The 15,266-nt window shown below is 63.4% G+C and carries 14 protein-coding genes; 10 read left to right on the top strand and 4 right to left on the bottom strand.

The window, feature by feature from the left end; genetic code table 11:
- Positions 1 to 35 precede the first annotated feature (35 nt).
- On the top strand, positions 36 to 1,358 hold the full coding sequence (locus HYR72_18900; protein MBI1817051.1) for an acetyl-CoA hydrolase/transferase family protein: 1,323 nt from the start codon (positions 36 to 38) through the stop codon (positions 1,356 to 1,358).
- 74 nt (positions 1,359 to 1,432) lie between these two features.
- Here HYR72_18900 and HYR72_18895 read toward each other — a convergent pair whose 3' ends face one another.
- Both HYR72_18895 and HYR72_18890 read right to left on the bottom strand, forming a co-directional pair.
- The gene (locus HYR72_18895; protein ID MBI1817050.1) at positions 1,433 to 1,876 is read right to left on the bottom strand and encodes an OB-fold domain-containing protein; all 444 of its coding nucleotides are present in this window, start codon (positions 1,874 to 1,876) and stop codon (positions 1,433 to 1,435) included.
- 3 nt (positions 1,877 to 1,879) lie between these two features.
- The gene (locus HYR72_18890) at positions 1,880 to 3,037 is read right to left on the bottom strand and encodes a lipid-transfer protein (GenBank protein ID MBI1817049.1); all 1,158 of its coding nucleotides are present in this window, start codon (positions 3,035 to 3,037) and stop codon (positions 1,880 to 1,882) included.
- A 265-nt stretch (positions 3,038 to 3,302) separates the two neighbouring features.
- Here HYR72_18890 and HYR72_18885 point away from each other — a divergent pair, with 265 nt between their 5' ends.
- The 9 genes from HYR72_18885 (at position 3,303) to HYR72_18845 (ending at position 11,109) form a co-directional block, all read left to right on the top strand.
- Positions 3,303 to 3,998, top strand: a complete 696-nt coding sequence (locus tag HYR72_18885; protein MBI1817048.1) for a TetR/AcrR family transcriptional regulator — start codon at positions 3,303 to 3,305, stop codon at positions 3,996 to 3,998.
- The gene (locus HYR72_18880) at positions 3,995 to 5,065 is read left to right on the top strand and encodes a hypothetical protein (protein MBI1817047.1); all 1,071 of its coding nucleotides are present in this window, start codon (positions 3,995 to 3,997) and stop codon (positions 5,063 to 5,065) included. Before HYR72_18885 ends, HYR72_18880 begins: the two co-directional genes overlap by 4 nt.
- 186 nt (positions 5,066 to 5,251) lie before the next feature.
- A complete protein-coding gene (locus HYR72_18875; protein ID MBI1817046.1) occupies positions 5,252 to 6,754 on the top strand; it encodes an acetyl-CoA acetyltransferase in 1,503 nt (500 codons plus the stop codon).
- An 84-nt stretch (positions 6,755 to 6,838) separates the two neighbouring features.
- Entirely contained in the window at positions 6,839 to 7,033 is a 195-nt protein-coding gene (locus HYR72_18870; GenBank protein MBI1817045.1) for a type II toxin-antitoxin system HicA family toxin, read from the top strand.
- Position 7,034: 1 nt separating this feature from the next.
- Positions 7,035 to 7,283 carry a type II toxin-antitoxin system HicB family antitoxin gene (locus HYR72_18865; GenBank protein ID MBI1817044.1) on the top strand — a complete coding sequence of 83 codons (249 nt, stop codon included), beginning with the start codon at positions 7,035 to 7,037 and terminating at the stop codon, positions 7,281 to 7,283.
- A 39-nt stretch (positions 7,284 to 7,322) separates the two neighbouring features.
- Positions 7,323 to 8,414, top strand: a complete 1,092-nt coding sequence (locus HYR72_18860) for an amidohydrolase family protein (GenBank protein MBI1817043.1) — start codon at positions 7,323 to 7,325, stop codon at positions 8,412 to 8,414.
- On the top strand, positions 8,407 to 8,799 hold the full coding sequence (locus HYR72_18855; protein MBI1817042.1) for a GxxExxY protein: 393 nt from the start codon (positions 8,407 to 8,409) through the stop codon (positions 8,797 to 8,799). Before HYR72_18860 ends, HYR72_18855 begins: the two co-directional genes overlap by 8 nt.
- A gap of 45 nt (positions 8,800 to 8,844) precedes the next feature.
- On the top strand, positions 8,845 to 10,539 hold the full coding sequence (locus HYR72_18850) for an amidohydrolase family protein (protein ID MBI1817041.1): 1,695 nt from the start codon (positions 8,845 to 8,847) through the stop codon (positions 10,537 to 10,539).
- A 126-nt stretch (positions 10,540 to 10,665) separates the two neighbouring features.
- Complete coding sequence (locus tag HYR72_18845; GenBank protein ID MBI1817040.1) at positions 10,666 to 11,109, top strand: PaaI family thioesterase; 444 nt, start codon at positions 10,666 to 10,668, stop codon at positions 11,107 to 11,109.
- Between the two features lie 162 nt (positions 11,110 to 11,271).
- On the opposite strand, the gene HYR72_18840 is transcribed toward HYR72_18845, so the two are convergent.
- Both HYR72_18840 and HYR72_18835 read right to left on the bottom strand, forming a co-directional pair.
- A complete protein-coding gene (locus tag HYR72_18840; GenBank protein ID MBI1817039.1) occupies positions 11,272 to 12,102 on the bottom strand; it encodes a diaminopimelate epimerase in 831 nt (276 codons plus the stop codon).
- On the bottom strand, positions 12,102 to 15,155 hold the full coding sequence (locus HYR72_18835; GenBank protein MBI1817038.1) for a hypothetical protein: 3,054 nt from the start codon (positions 15,153 to 15,155) through the stop codon (positions 12,102 to 12,104). Before HYR72_18835 ends, HYR72_18840 begins: the two co-directional genes overlap by 1 nt.
- Between the last annotated feature and the right edge of the window lie 111 nt (positions 15,156 to 15,266).

The raw sequence follows: 15,266 nt of genomic DNA, 5'->3' as shown, positions 1-15,266 counted from the left end.
GCACCAGCTTTCGTCGGACACTCGGAGATTGCATCGTGAATCCCGATTGGCGCGATAGCTTCCGCGACAAGCTCGTCACCGCCGATGAGGCCGCGCGGCGCGTGAAGGACGGCGACTTCGTGCGCTTTCCGATGGGCCCCGTTCCGGTGACGCTGCTCAACGCGTTGGCGCGCCGTCGCGATGAGTTGCACGGGGTGCGCGTGCTGCAAGGTGCGACGCGGCATCCGCATCCGTGGGCGAACGGCGAGCCCGGGTGGGAGGAGCACATTCAGTTCGTCACCGACTTCATCTCGGTGCTGGTGCGGCCGTCGATCGAGGCCCGCCGCGGCGACTTTGCCGTCGTCGACTACGGTCTCGGCTCCAAGGTTCTGCGCGGCGGTCGCCGCGACGGATTCTCGGCGGACGTGTTCATGGCGCCGGTTTCCCAGCCCGACGCACGCGGCTTCGTCAGTTTCGGCTACTCGCTGTGGCACTCCAAACCGTTGCTGCGCGCGGCCAAGCTCAGCATCGCCGAAGTCGGCGGCAAGGGACTGCGCACTCGCGGCGACAATTTCATCCATCTGTCCGAGTTCGATCTCCTGGTCGAGAAACAGGAGCGCCAAATCGCGCTGACCGTGCCGGAGCTGACAGCGGAGCGCCAGGAGGTCACCGAAGTCATCGGCGCCTACGTGTCGACGCTGATCAACGATGGCGACACGCTGCAAATCGGCACGGGAACTCTGTCGTCGTGCATGGGTAGCTATCTCACCGAGAAGCACGACCTCGGCATCGATTCAGAAATTCTCGTCGCCTCGGCGGTCGAGTTGATCAAAGCCGGGGCCGTGACCGGCAAGTACAAGACGTACCATCCCGGAGTGACCACCGCGTCGTTCATCGTACCCGGCGCCGATATGGACTACTGCGCCGACAATCCGCGCATCGCGCTCTACGAGATCGAGTGGGTCAACAACCTGCCGCGCATCAGCGGCATCAAGAACTTGGTCGCGATCAATCAGGCCTCGATGATCGACCTCACCGGACAAGTGGCGTCCGAGTCGATCGGTTCGCAGATGTACACCGGTCCGGGCGGTCAACTGGTATGGACGATGGGCGCGCTCTACTCGGACGGTGGCCGCGCGATTCACGTGCTGCCATCGACCACGCGCGGCGGCCGCGTGTCGCGCATCGTGGCGCAACTCGATCCCGGAACGGTCGTCACCGTGCCGCGCACCTTCGTCGACTTCGTCGTCACCGAGCACGGCATCACCAACCTGCAAGGTCTGACACAGCGCGAGCGCGCGCTGGCGCTGATCGAGATCGCTCATCCCGATTTCCGCGAACAGTTGCACGCGGCAGCCCGGCGGTTGTTCTGGCCCTAGAATCAGTAGGCAGTCGGCAGGGGGCAGTCGGCAGTTCGGATCTTCTCCCGTTGCCCGTTGCCCATGTCCCCTGCCTACTGCCCCCTGCCAACTATCCAACGCGGCAGATACACATCCTCCACCTGCTGAAACACCACGCGTACCGGTTCGCCGATGCGGATCGTTGCCGGGTCGATCTCGTTGATCGCACCATCGGGACGCGCGATCAGGTTGCCGACGAGCCGTAGCTTCGGGTCTTCGTCGAGCGCCACCGTGATCACGTTGTACGGGGCGAGCGCCTGATACGCCGGCAACAGCGGCGGATGCGCGATCACGAACGACCAGATCGTGCCGCATCCCGACAGTTTGTCCCATCGGTGCTGCAGCGAACGACACGCGGGGCACATCGGGCGCGGCGGAATTCGGCGCTGGCCGCATGCCGCGCAGGTTTGCACCAACAGTTCTCCGCGCGCTGTGCCTCTCCAAAAATCCGCGGCGTCGTCGTCATCTGGATCAGGAAGAAGAAAGGCGCTTTCCATCGTTCACCTCCGTAACAGCAACGCACTGGTCGGGACTCCCTCGCCGCTGGTCACCAAACAGGACTCGGCTCCGTCGACCTGGCTCGTCGACGTGCCGCGCATCTGCCGGACGCCTTCCAACACCAAATTGAATCCGTGCACGTAGGCCTCCGACATGCCACCACCGGCGGTGTTGGTGGGCAGGCGTCCGTTCGGCCATTCGAGCGCGCCGTCGTTGGTGAACGCCGCCCCTTCGCCGCGACCACAGAAGCCGTAGCCTTCGAGGGAGAGCGGAATCAACGGGCTGAAGGCGTCGTAGAGTTGGGCGACACGGACATCGCGCGGCGCGAAGTCACTGTGCTGCCACAGCAGTCGCGCGCACGCCCATGAGGGGCCGAGCAGCGGATCGTCGGTGAAATAGTTCGTCATCACCTGGTGCTGGCGCGGAATGCTCTGCGCGAAGGCGTGGAGGTAAACGGGGCGCTGCTTGAGATCCTTGGCGCGCGCCGCCGACACGAGCACGACCGCGAGCGCGCCGTCGGTTTCGAGGCAGTTATCGAACAGGCACAGCGGCTCGGAGATCCAGCGCGCCTTCATGTAGTCGGCGCGCGTCATCGGCTTCTCGTGCATCGTCGCGTTGGGGTTGCGGTTGGCGTGCTTGCGAAATGCCAGTGCCACATTGGCGAGGTGGTCGCGCGTGCACCCGAACTCGTGCATGTAGCGGCGCGCCAGCATGGCAACCTCGTCCACCGGTCGCAGCAAGCCGAACGGGCGGGTCCATTGGTTCGACCCGCCGAGCCGCGCGTTGACGTTGGCCCACGGGCGGCTGCCCTTCGCCGAGCGCTTGCGGGCGCGCCACGCCACCGCGACGTTACACTGCCCGGTGGCGACCGCCATCGCCGCGTGTCCGACCGCGCCGCAGCCGGCGCCACCGCCGTAGCCGATCTCGCCGAAGTAGGTGATGTCGCCGAGGCCGACGTTGCGCGCCACTTCCACCTCGCGCCCGCTCTCCATCGAAAACATCGCCAGACCATCGACTTCCGATGGCGCGAGTCCGGCATCATCGAGCGCCAGCGAGATGGCCTGACACGCCAGCGATAGTTCGCTGGCATCGAGTCCTTTGCCGAATGCCGTCTGCCCGATTCCAACAATCGCCGTCCGGTCTTTGATCGTGGATGTCATGTCGGCCTCCGCATCGCAGCGCAGCTTGGCAAATCCGGCGATGAGATGGAACTGCCTATATGGACAGAGGGCGCACGCCGTGCGCCCCCTACAACTCGCAGGGGCGGGGCCGTAGGGGCCGCGCTTGCCCGGCCCGGCGGGGGCGCAGCGAGCAGCGCCCCTACCCAGACTTCGCGCTTCGTGACTTCGTGGTGAAGATTGGCCCGATGCAGGATAAACAACACTGTTGTTGATTACGCCTTGCACCTCGACTACACAGGATGGCATGGCTCAGGTGGTTCGGCTCGGCGCGCGCCGGCGACGCGATCCGGAAGGCACGTACGAAGAGATCGTGGCTGCGGCGCGGGCGATGATGGCGGAACGCGGCCCCGAAGCGTTGACGGTCTCCGACGTCGCCCATCGCGCCGGCGTCAACCGCACCACCGCGTATCAACACTTCCGCACCCGCGACGATCTCGTCGGTGCGGTGATGGCGCGGCTGGCCGACGAGACCAGCCGCATGCTCACCGCCGACATCGCGCCCGGCGACCGCATCGATCACATGGTCGAGTATTTCTTGCAGCATCCCGAGATCGCGCGGCTGTGGATGTTCCAGATGCTGGCGAACATCCAGTTGCCGAACCGCGTCGGCTGGACGCGCTATATGAAGGCGATGCAGACGTTGGCAAGCAGCGATCGCACGCAACCTGGCATCGATCCCGAGATGCTGGGTCACATTTTACTTGCGGCCATTCTGGTGTGGTCGCTGCGTGGACGGAGTGGAACCAAAGATGAGGGCGGCAGCGCGGCGGCAACACGCCGCTTCACCCGTGAATTGAAGCGCCTGCTGCTCTATGGCGTCATGTGCCCCGAGCGCTGGCCGGAGATGGCCGCAGCGGTCAAGAAACCGACCGCTGGCCGTCGGCAGATAACCCTCCGCGCTCGTCGCCTCGGGGTAAACATTGGAAGGAGCAAACCATGAGTGCCAAGCTCAGCTACACCTATGACGAGATTGTCGCCGAATGCGACTTCGCCTCGCGCATCCGCCGCGGCGAGGTGCTGTTCCATGGCGGCCTCGATCAACAGGGCCGCTACGTCCCGCCACGTTCGCGGCATCGGCTCGACGCGATCAAGGCGTGGACTGAACAACTCGCCGCGCAGGGGCATCCGACGCAAGTCATTCGCTTCGAACAGCTCGATCTGCGCTTCTTCCCTAACGTAGCGCAGACGAAAGTGTTGCTCCGCCACGGCGCGCGCAGCGCAATGACGCGTATCCTCACGCTCATTGGCATCACCGAGGGGTTCGGCAACGACGGCCTCCGCGGACTGCCGCGTCCAGACTGGCAACCGCTCTTCAAGGAGTCGATCGAGAACACCTGCCTGGCGCATCTCTCCAAAGGTCTGCTCGACGCTCACGGCAACGACGAGGCGGGCAGCGCGACCGAAGCGGGGCACGACCAGATGTGGTACGCGATCCGCGACGCCGCGTTGAACAATCCGCCCGTGACGCCCGACATGTACGAGAATCTGCCGATCGCTCCGCCGCCGGGTTACTCGGGTCCGGCCAAGCCGTCACCCGACGCGATCGGCGTCGGCGAGATGAAGTTCCTCTTCCCCACTCTCAATCCGATGTTCGAGCTGCTGCTGTCAGTCTTCACGCAACTGTTGGTGATCGAGTTGCTCGCCTACGGCACCTTTGCCTGGGCGAAGGAAGTGTTGAGCGATCCCGACTGCTCCGCCGCGCCCGACTTCGCGCCGCGAATGGTCGACTACATCACCGCCGACGAGACCATCCACGTCAGCTACCTGCAGTGCGCGCTGGCGGAGACCCGCGCCCGCACCGTGATCGATCAAGACGGCAAAGAGATTCCCGGTGCGACGGTGATCGATGCGATCTGCAACAAGATCCTGAACAACCCAGGCGCCGGTCCGCGCCGCGATCGCATGCTCAACTATCGCATGAATCAGATTCGCACCGAGTTGGCCGCGCGGACAGACGGCGCGCAGATCCTCGCCGAGTTCGCGCAGCTCGGACCGGTACCAGGATGATTGCGGACTTTAGATTGCGGATTGGGGATTGCGGAATGTTCCGAATGCGGAATGGCGATTGCGGATTGTGGAATTGAGATGGAGAGAACCGCGTTGCCCCGATTGACCGAATCCGAGTCACGAGCACGAGTCACGAACACGCTTCACGACTAACGACTCCCGACTCACGCTTCACGACTCACGACCATGCACGATCTCACCCCCATCCTCATCGGCGCCGGACAGTACACTCAGAAGGACGTCGATACGGCGCAGGCGAAGGAGCCGCTGCTGACGATGGCCGAGTGCGCGCGCCGCGCGGCGGCCGACGCCAGCGCGGACGAACGGCTGCTGGCCACACTCGACAACGTTTCGGTGGTCAACATCTTCGGCTGGCACTACGGCAATCCGCCGCGCGCGCTGGCGGAGCAGCTCGGCGCCCATCCCAGCCGCGAGATCTACACGTCGCTCGGCGGCAACACGCCGCAATGGTTGGTGAACGAGACGGCGGCGCAAATCGCCGCGGGCAAGACGCGACTGGCGCTGCTCGCCGGTTCTGAAGCCGTGTACACCGTCGCCCGCGCCCGGCGCGCCGGGATCACATTGCCGTGGTCGTCCGGTGCTGAAGGTACGCCGACGATCGTCGGCGATGCGCGCCAGGGCACCAACGACTACGAGACCACGCACGGCCTGATGTTGCCGACGACGATCTATCCGGCGTTCGAGAACGCGTTGCGCGCGCACTACGGCCTGAGTCTGGCGCAACATCGCGCGCGCCTGGGCGATCTGTGTAGCCGCTTCACCGAAGTGGCGGCCGCCAATCCGTATGCATGGTTCCCGCAACGGCGCAGCGCCGAGGAGATCACCACGGTCACGCCGCAGAACCGCATGATCGGCTTTCCGTATCCCAAGTACATGAACGCGATCCTGGACGTCGATCAATCGGCCGCGGTGCTGATGACCTCGGTCGGTCACGCGCGCGCGCTCGGCATCGATCCATCGCGCTGGGTGTATCTCTGGGGTTGCGGCGATGCGCACGATCACTGGTTCGTCTCCGAGCGCGTGAATTACTTCACCTCGCCGGCGATTCGCATGGCGGGACAGAAGGCACTGGCGATGGCTGGACTCGGCATCGACAACATCGACTACTTCGATCTCTACAGTTGTTTTCCCAGCGCCATGCAACTCGGGCGCGACATGCTCGGGATTCCCTTGGCTGATCCGCGCCCGCTGACGGTCACCGGCGGCCTGCCCTACCACGGCGGTCCGGGCAACAACTTCGTCATGCACTCGATCGCGACGATGATGGCCAAGCTGCGCGCAAAGCCTGACAGCAAAGGGTTAGTCACGGGTCTGGGCTGGTACGTCACCAAGCACTCGGCGGGCATTTACAGCGCGACGCCGCCCGATCGTCCGTTCGTGCGCGAAGATCCAAAGAACTATCAAGCGCAGATTGACGCCGAACCGCATCCGGCGCTGGCTACCGAGCCGAGCGGCAACGGCACGATCGAAACCTACACGGTCGCGCATGACCGCGACGGCAATCCGATTCGCGGCATCATCATCGGCCGTCTCGCCGACGGCCGCCGCTTCCTCGCCAACACACCAGCCGACCTCGCCACCCTCGAATCGTTGATGGCAAGCGAAGGGGTCGGTCGCCGCGGTACCGTCTCGTCCGCGAATGGATCGAATCTGTTTGAACTGCAGTAGGCAGTAGAGAGAGGGCACTAGACAGACGCCTGAGTCGGAACGTCGCGCTGGACTTGGGGTGCTGAGGGCAGTACACCCCGACGTGTGAAGTTCAGCGAGCTGGTGCGCCTGTTGGAGCAGCACGGCTTTCGCCTCCTGCGCGAGAAGGGATCTATCCGGTACTACGCGAAGCCTGGGTTGACTGGTTTGGTGCGCATCGACTACCACGGAGCCAAAGAGGTGCCGACCGGTACCTGTGCCGCGATCTTGAAGGCGGCAGGCATCACACAGGGGAGGTGACATGATCGACCTCAAGTACTCGCTGGTGATCGAAGCCACGGAAGACCCCAACTTCTTCGGATTCTATTCTCCCGATCTGACTGGATTCACCGGCGTTGGGCATTCCATCGAAGACTGCTTGTACAAGGCGCGCTGGGGCGTCGAAGAGCACGTTCAGTTGCTCCGTGAGCAAGGGCTTGCGATCCCGTCCGCCAATCCAGACCCGAGCGTTGTCATCAAGAACGAGAAGCGCGCCCAAGCGGCGGCCTGACCCCGCGGCGCTTGGCACCGAGCATAGGAGGAGGTTCTCATGGCCCACACGATCATCTCCGCGGACTCGCACATTACTGAACCACCGGACACCTACAGCAAACACATCGATCCCGCGTTTCGCGATCGCGCACCGCACCTGGTGCGCGCCGATAACGGCGGCGATCTGTTCGTGATCCCCGGCATGTCGCGGCCGATCCCGATGGGTCTGGTCGCCGCGGCCGGCAAGCGGCCGGAGGACATTTCGCTCGTCGGCCGTTTCGAAGACTGGCACCGCGGCGGTTGGGATCCGCACGCGCGCCTGGCCGATCAGGATCGCGACGGCGTCAATGCCGAGATTCTCTATCCCACCATCGGCATGCCGCTCTGCAATCACGAGGACCTCGACTACAAGAAGGCCTGCTTCGACGCCTACAACTTGTGGATCGCCGAGTATTGCAGCGCCCATCCCGACCGCCTCCTCGGCATCGGCCAGACCGCGATGCGCACGCCGCAAGACGGCGTCGCCGACCTGCGGCGCATCAAGGACCTCGGCCTCAAGGGAGTGATGCTGCCGGGACAACCCGGCCAAGCCGACTACGACAGTGAGATCTACGGCGAGTTTTGGGACGCTGCGATCGATCTCGCCCTGCCGCTGTCGTTTCATATCCTCACCACTCGCAATGCGCGCGACGTGCGCGGCCCGGTGCTCAACCACGCGGTGACGATCATTCGCGCCAATCAGGACATCATCGCGATGCTCATCTATGGGGGAGTGTTCGATCGCCATCCGAAGCTGAAGATCATCTGCGTCGAAGCCGATGCCGGCTGGGTGCCGCATTACATGTACCGCATGGACCACTACTACACCCGTCATCGACACTCGCTGCACGGCAAGGAACTCCAGAAGCTCCCCAGCGACTACATGCGCGAGAACATCTACCTCACGTTCCAAGACGATTGGGTCGCGTTCCGCATGCTCGACATGGTCAATCCGCACCGCCTGATGTGGGCCAACGATTTCCCGCACAGCGATTCCACCTGGCCGTGGTCGCAGGACGTGCTGAAGGAGCACGCGTCCCGGCTCAGCGAAGAGCATCGCCGCCTCATCCTGCACGACAACGTCGCGGAGCTGTACGGGTTGAATGACTGAAACCGCCGATGAACGCCGATCTCTGGACGGCTTGACCGAGCGGATCATCGGGTGTGCCTATGCGGTCGCGAATGGGCTGGGATTTGGATTCTTGGAGAAGGTATACGAGAACGCGCTCGCCCATGATTTGCGAAAGAACGGGATCCAAGTCGACCAACAGTGGCCCCTTCAAGTTCGCTACGACGGCGCCGTCGTGGGCGAGTATGTCGCAGATCTGTTGGTCGAGGGAATCGTCGTAGTTGAGTTGAAGGTCGCAAAGGTTTTGGACGCCATTCATGTGGCTCAATGCTTGAACTATCTGAAGGCAACCTCCCTGCACGTTGCCCTGCTGATCAACTTCGGTGCTCCGCGAGTTGAAGTGAAACGAATCATGAATCAGTTCTGATCGGCGTCCATCGGCGTGCATCGGCGGTTTCGAATTGGAGAAGAAATGGAACTCGATCTGAAAATCACCAACGGCACGATCATCGACGGCACCGGCTCGCCCGGTTTCGTCGGCGATGTCGGCGTTCGCGGCGGTAAGGTTGTTGCCCTCGGGCGTGTCGACGGCGGCGCGGCGCAGACGATCGACGCGCGCGATCGCGTCGTTGCGCCCGGATTCGTCGACATCCACACCCACTACGATGCGCAGGTGCTGTGGGATCGCATGCTGACGATCTCACCGTGGCACGGGGTCACGACGGTGGTGATGGGCAATTGCGGCTTCGGCGTCGCGCCGACGCGGCCGGCGCATCGCGGACTAATTCTGCGGACGTTGGAGAAGGTCGAGGGCATGAGCCTCGAAGCGCTCGAAGCCGGCATCGGCGGCGAGTGGCCGTTCGAGACCTTCCCGCAGTACCTCGATGCGATCGAGCGGCGCGGCATGGCGATCAACGTCGGCGTATTGATCGGCCACACGCCGGTGCGCTTGTACGTGATGGGCGAGGCCGCCACCGAACGCGCGGCGACCGCTGACGAGATCGCGCAGATGCGCGCGATCGTCCGCGCTGGAATCGACGCCGGCGCGGTCGGCTTTGCCACCTCGAAGGCACCTTCGCATGTCGGCTATGGCGGTCGGCCGGTGCCCAGCCGTGTGGCGGAGTTCGACGAAATCAAAACCATTGCCGGCGCGCTCGCCGACGCTGGCCGCGGCGTCGTGCAGGCCACCGTTGGACCCGGCCTGTTCTTCGGCGAATTCGCCGAACTGGCGCGCGAGATCAAACGGCCGGTGACGTGGACCGCCCTGCTCGCCGGCATGCTCGGACCCGGTTCGCATCGCATGTTGCTCGATCGCTCGATCGAGTTGGTCCGCGAAGGCTTGCCGATCATTCCGCAGGTGAGCTGCCGGCCGCTGATGTTCGACTTCGACTTCAAAGAGCCCTTCGCCTTCGAGAGTCTGCCGGCGTTCAAACCCATCTCGGCCGCCGACTTCGCGGGGAAGATGCGGCTGTATCGCGACCCGGCCTTCCGCCAGACGGTGAAGGACACCTTTGCCTCGAGCATGGCCGGACCGTTTACCGGCGCGTGCAGTCGGATGGAGATTTCGTCCAGCCCGAACCGTCCCGAACTGGAGGACCGCACGGTCGCCGATGTGGCCCGTGCGGCGGGCATCGATGCGGTCGATTGCATGCTCGATCTTGCGGTCGAAACCGATCTGAAGGCCCGCTTCCGCATGGCGGTGATGAACAACAACGACGACGAAGTCGCGGAGCTGCTGAGCGACGAGCGTACTGTGTTGGGATTGTCCGACGCCGGCGCGCACGCGAGCCAGTTGTGCGATGCCTGCTTCTCGACCCATCTGCTCGGTCATTGGGTGCGCGAGAAGAAAGTCCTGACGCTAGAGCGCGCGGTGCAGATGCTCACCTCGCGCCCCGCCGAGGTGTTCGGTATCAGCGATCGCGGCCGCCTGGCGGTTGGTGTGCCCGCCGATGTAGTGGTGTTCGATTCCACGACGGTCGGTGCCAGTAAGCTGCGGCGCGTGCGCGACATGCCGGCTGGCGCCGATCGATTGGTCGCCGACGCCACCGGCATCGACGCAGTGATCGTCAACGGACGCATCATCCGCCGCAACGGGACCGATGCGGTGGATCCAAACGGATCGCTGCCCGGCAAGTTGCTGCGCAACGGCGCGGCGCGCGAACGATAGTGACTTCCCTCTCCCGGATGGGAGAGGGTCAGGGTGAGGGCGAAGAGATGACGAGGCGCGTGTTTGATCACCCTCACCCCAGCCCTCTCCCATCCGGGAGAGGGAGAATTAAGGAAGGACCATGCGATGGCGCAACAATTCGAACACTTCGATCAACGCATTGCCGACGGGCTGATCAAAGCCAACAGCGCGATCACTGGGCTTCCGCAATTTCTGGGCGCCCAGATCACCGCGGTGACCGCAGGGCATCTCACCGCAACGGTGTCTGTGCGTCCCGACCTCATCACGCCACTCGGCACGTTGCACGGCGGCGTGATGGCGGCGCTGGTCGACCACGTCCTCGGCTGCGTGATGTATCCGCTGATGCCGCGCGGCTACTGGGCGGCGACCACCGAGTTCAAAGTGAACTACCTGGCGGCGGTCCGGACTGGTGCGATCATCGCCGAGGCCACCGTGTTGGCGATGACCAAACGCACCGCTGTTGTCCGCATCGATGTCACCAACGAAGGCCAGCTCGCCTGCATCGCGCAGGGCACCGTTTTGATCGTGGCGCCGAAAGCCAACGGGTGACAGAAAAAGGATCAAGGCAGAGGCGCAGAGGAGGAAGAAAGCATCAGCGGGAAGGTTTCAAATCGGCTGAACGAGCTGGTTCCGACTCGCCTTACCGAATCGCCTTCTCCTCCTTCTCAGCGTCTCTGTGTCTCTGCGTTGAAACTCTTTCCCTGATCGACACTAGCGACCCGCCAGTTGCAGTCGACGTCGCAAGTCCTCGCTGAGCGTGCCGCTACAGAGTTCTTCCACCGGCCCCGTCATCACCAGGTTGAGCTTGGCATCGACATCAATCACGAGGTCGCCGCCTTCCATGTGCACGCTGACCCGATCGTCAACCAGTCCGCGGTCGCGGCACGCCGCGGCAATCGCGCACGAGCTTGAGCCGGACGCGAGGGTGTGGCCAGCACCGCGCTCCCAGATGACCGCGCGAATCTCAGCGCGCGAGAGCACCTGTGCAAATTGCACGTTGGTGCGGTTTGGGAATGCCGCGTGACGCTCGATGAGCGGACCGAGTCGAAGCAGATCAACCCGTGCGAGATCATCGACGATGATGACGCAGTGCGGGTTGCCGACGGACAGTGCGACGACGCGGAAGGTTTGGCCGTCGACGGTCAGTTGCGTGAGGGCGCGGTCGATCACCGCTAGACCCATCTCGACGCGCACGGCGGTGACACGTCCATCCTCCAGCAGCAATTGCACCTGCACGATGCCGCCAAGCGTGTGAATGGCGAACTCGGTGCGCTTCGTGTAGCCGTGGTCGTAGAGATACCTCGCCGCGATGCGTAGACCGTTGCCGCTCTTCTCCGCCTCCGAGCCGTCCGGGTTGAAGATGCGCAGACCGAAGTCGGCTTCGGTAGTGTCAACGACTACGAGAATGCCATCCGAACCGACACCGGTATGCCGATCGCAGATCAATCGCACGCGTTCCGGTGTCAGCTCGAACCCGAGAGTCGTCGCATCAACGACGAGGTAGTCGTTGCCGAGCCCGTGCGATCGGACGAAGTCGGACATCATCCGCCGCAACTATTCAGCGCGTCATTCACCGCCGCGACGAGTTCGTCGACGGTGACGCTGTCGTCGTGGGTTATGTCGAAGACGGGGCAGGCACTGAGCGGCGCGATGCCGAGCGCGATGTTCACGCCCTTGATGAGCTCGTCGACCGTGACGCCGTCGAAGCCATCACAGTCGCCGGTGCACGATGACGACAGCGCCGCCAGCGGGATCGCCCACAGCTCGATGCCGTGCTGGTGGTCGTTGGCAAGGAAGTAGACGTTTCCGCCGCTGGCGAAGAATTGCTGTTGCAAGGCGAGATCGTACAGGGACGAGCGAGATCCAGTGGCGATGTCCGCAGCCATCTTCGTACCGCCCTCGGTGCCGTCGCTGACCCAGGGTTCGAATCCGTGCTCGGGATCGTAGCCGTCGAACATGACGTATCCCGCGACGGCCGTGAGGCCCAGTCTTCGTTTCTCAATCGACTCAAGCGGCCGTGGATCGACGATCTTGAGCCGATGCGTCCCTGCCTGCGTGCCATCGCTGACCCACAGCGCCGCTCCGCCCGCGCCCTCTTCTTGCGAGAAGAAGAATTTGTCGCCCGCCTGAACTTCTTCTTCGAGAGTGGCGTTCGCGACCAATTGCGGGCCGCCTTCGGTTCCGTCCATGCGCAAGATCCGACATCCCGCATCGGCTATACACGCGGAGAACAGGAGGCGGTCGCCCATGGAGAACGGATTCCTAAAGGCGTAGGAGCTTGCGACCCCCGAGACGAGCTCTTGAAGCATACGCGTGCCTTCGGAAGTCCCATCGCTCGTCCAGATCTCGCATCCGTGCTGCGGCCGGCAGGCGCGGAAGAGCAGTCGCCCCTGCGATTCTGTGAGTTCCGATGGAAATGAATCGCCGGCACCCGGGTTGATGTCCTTCACCATCACCGTTCCGCCCTCGGTGCCGTCGCTCCGCCACAGCTCACATCCCGAGCGAGCTGTGCAGGCGGAGAAGAACACCATGCCACCGACGACTTGGAGTTCTGGTGGAGACAAGTCTCCACGACCGAGTTTGACACTGCTCACCTTGCTCGCCACGCCGGTGCGAGTGTCGACCTTCCATAGGGCAATGCTGGTCGAGAGTTCCTCGCAGCCAAAGAAGAGCGTACCGTCAACATTGACGATCGGGCCGCGGCGCGGCGGGAGGCCGGTGGTCCCGTCACCGACGAACGTTGTCCCTTCCGCACTGCCGTCGCTGCGGCACAACTGGCGACGGCCTTGCGCATTCGTCGCAAAGAAGTAGACGAGGCCATCGATCACGATGAAGTCGCCGGGGTCCGATCCCATCGGACCGGGATTCAGGTCCTTCAGTGGCCGCGTACCGCCAACGGTGCCATCGGTGCGCCAGAGTTCGACTCCGATTGCTGGATCGTAGGAAGCGAACAGGAGGCCGTCATGAATGTGCGCTCGCTCTCCAATTGAAATGTTGGGCATGAGCGTCGTACCTGCCGCTCTGCCGTCCGTGCGCCAGAGCTTCGATCCGCTGCCGTCATTCGCTGTGAACAACAAGGTTCCGTTCACGCTGTCTACCCACGGCGCCGCGGAGGAAAACGCACTGCCAAAGGCATCGCCAGTGGCGTTGAGCACCGGATTGATGTCCTTGACGAGCACGGTGCCGGCTTCGGTTCCATCGCTGCGAAAGAGTTCGCGCCCATGCGTCCCATCATCTGCGCTGAAGAGGATCTCATCACCCAGCGCGCCGCGGATGATCGGGCCAGTGTAGTCGAAGCACGGTTCCGTTCCAGGCTCGATGTCCTTCACCAACCGCGTGCCGGACTCGGTGCCATCGCTCTGCCACAGTTCGCAGCCGTGCTGTCCATCATCGGCGGCAAAGAAGAGTCTCCCGCCAGCCGGGACCAGCGCGTTTCCTTCATACACGCTGTCCCGGAAGGAGAGATCTTTGATTGGGCGCGTGCCCGGCGCGGTCCCGTCACTGATCCAGAGCGCGGGGCCACCGTTTGACCCCACGGCGGCAAATGCGAGCAGGTCGCCGAAAGGCACAAAGCTCTGTGGCGGAAACCGGAGGGAGTCGCCCGTAATTGGGAACTTCGACACCATACGAGTTTCCGCTTCCGTCCCATCGCTTGTCCACAATTCGAAACCGCCAAGGAAGAACAGCCGATCATTGACATTAGTGAGTCCTGCAAACGTTGCCCCCGAAGGAAACTGAGGCAGCGGAATATCCTTCACGGCCACCGTCCCGATTTCGCTTCCATCGCTTCGCCAAAGCTGAGATCCGTTCGCAAAGAAGAAGAACGTCCCGCCTATCGATGCGGTTTCGATCGTCGGAAATCCAACCACCGTCGAACCCAGCGGCCCGGGTTGGATGTCTTTGACCATCACCGTCCCAGAGCTGGTGCCATCACTGCGCCAGAGTTCTTGCCCGTGAATGCCGTCGTCGGCAAAGAAGAACAGCAGCCCATCGACGGCTGTCAGCCCCTCGGCATCCGACCCTTCCTCGCCCTCACGAATGTCGCGCAGCATCACCGTGCCCTCGGGCGTGCCATCGCTCTTCCACAGTTCGAAGCCATGGATATCATCGTCGGCGACGAAAAAGAGCGTCCCGTTTACCGCCGTGAACTGCCGCGGTCCCAGATAGCCGTGGAGTCCGCGGCAACCAATGGTCGTGCCTCGAAACTCGCGCACCAACGTTGTCCTGTCGTTCGTACCATCGCTGCGCCAGAGTCCGCAGTGATCGCCTCCGCTCGCGGCGACGAAGAAGAGCCTCCCATCGACGTCCGTCAAACTCAGGGGTTCGGAGCCTTCATCGCCAAGCCAAACATCTTTGACCAAGTACGTACCCGCACTCGTTCCGTCGGTCCGCCACAGCTCGCGGCCGTGAATGCCATCGTCGGCAGAGAAGTAGGAGATCCCATCAATCGTCACGAAGTTGTAGGGATTGGAATCCGAATGGTAGGCCGGCGTGGGATTGATGTCCTTGACCAGGTACGCCGGCCGTTGCGCCCGGGCAGCGGTCGCCAGCACGCTCCACAGCATCAACCAACCGAAGACGATCTCCCGCCGCATCAGACCTCCGTGATGAGCGACGGTGTACGGTTCGCCGCGGGACTCTGTCAAGGCAAATGGGCGTTTGGTCTTAGGGCTCAGCGCATGTTTCTACATCATCCCCGCGACGGC

It is taken from the genome of Deltaproteobacteria bacterium, assembly GCA_016178705.1.
Classification (GTDB): domain Bacteria; phylum Desulfobacterota; class Binatia; order HRBIN30; family JACQVA1; genus JACOST01.
This window is presented reverse-complemented; position numbering and strand designations above follow the sequence as displayed.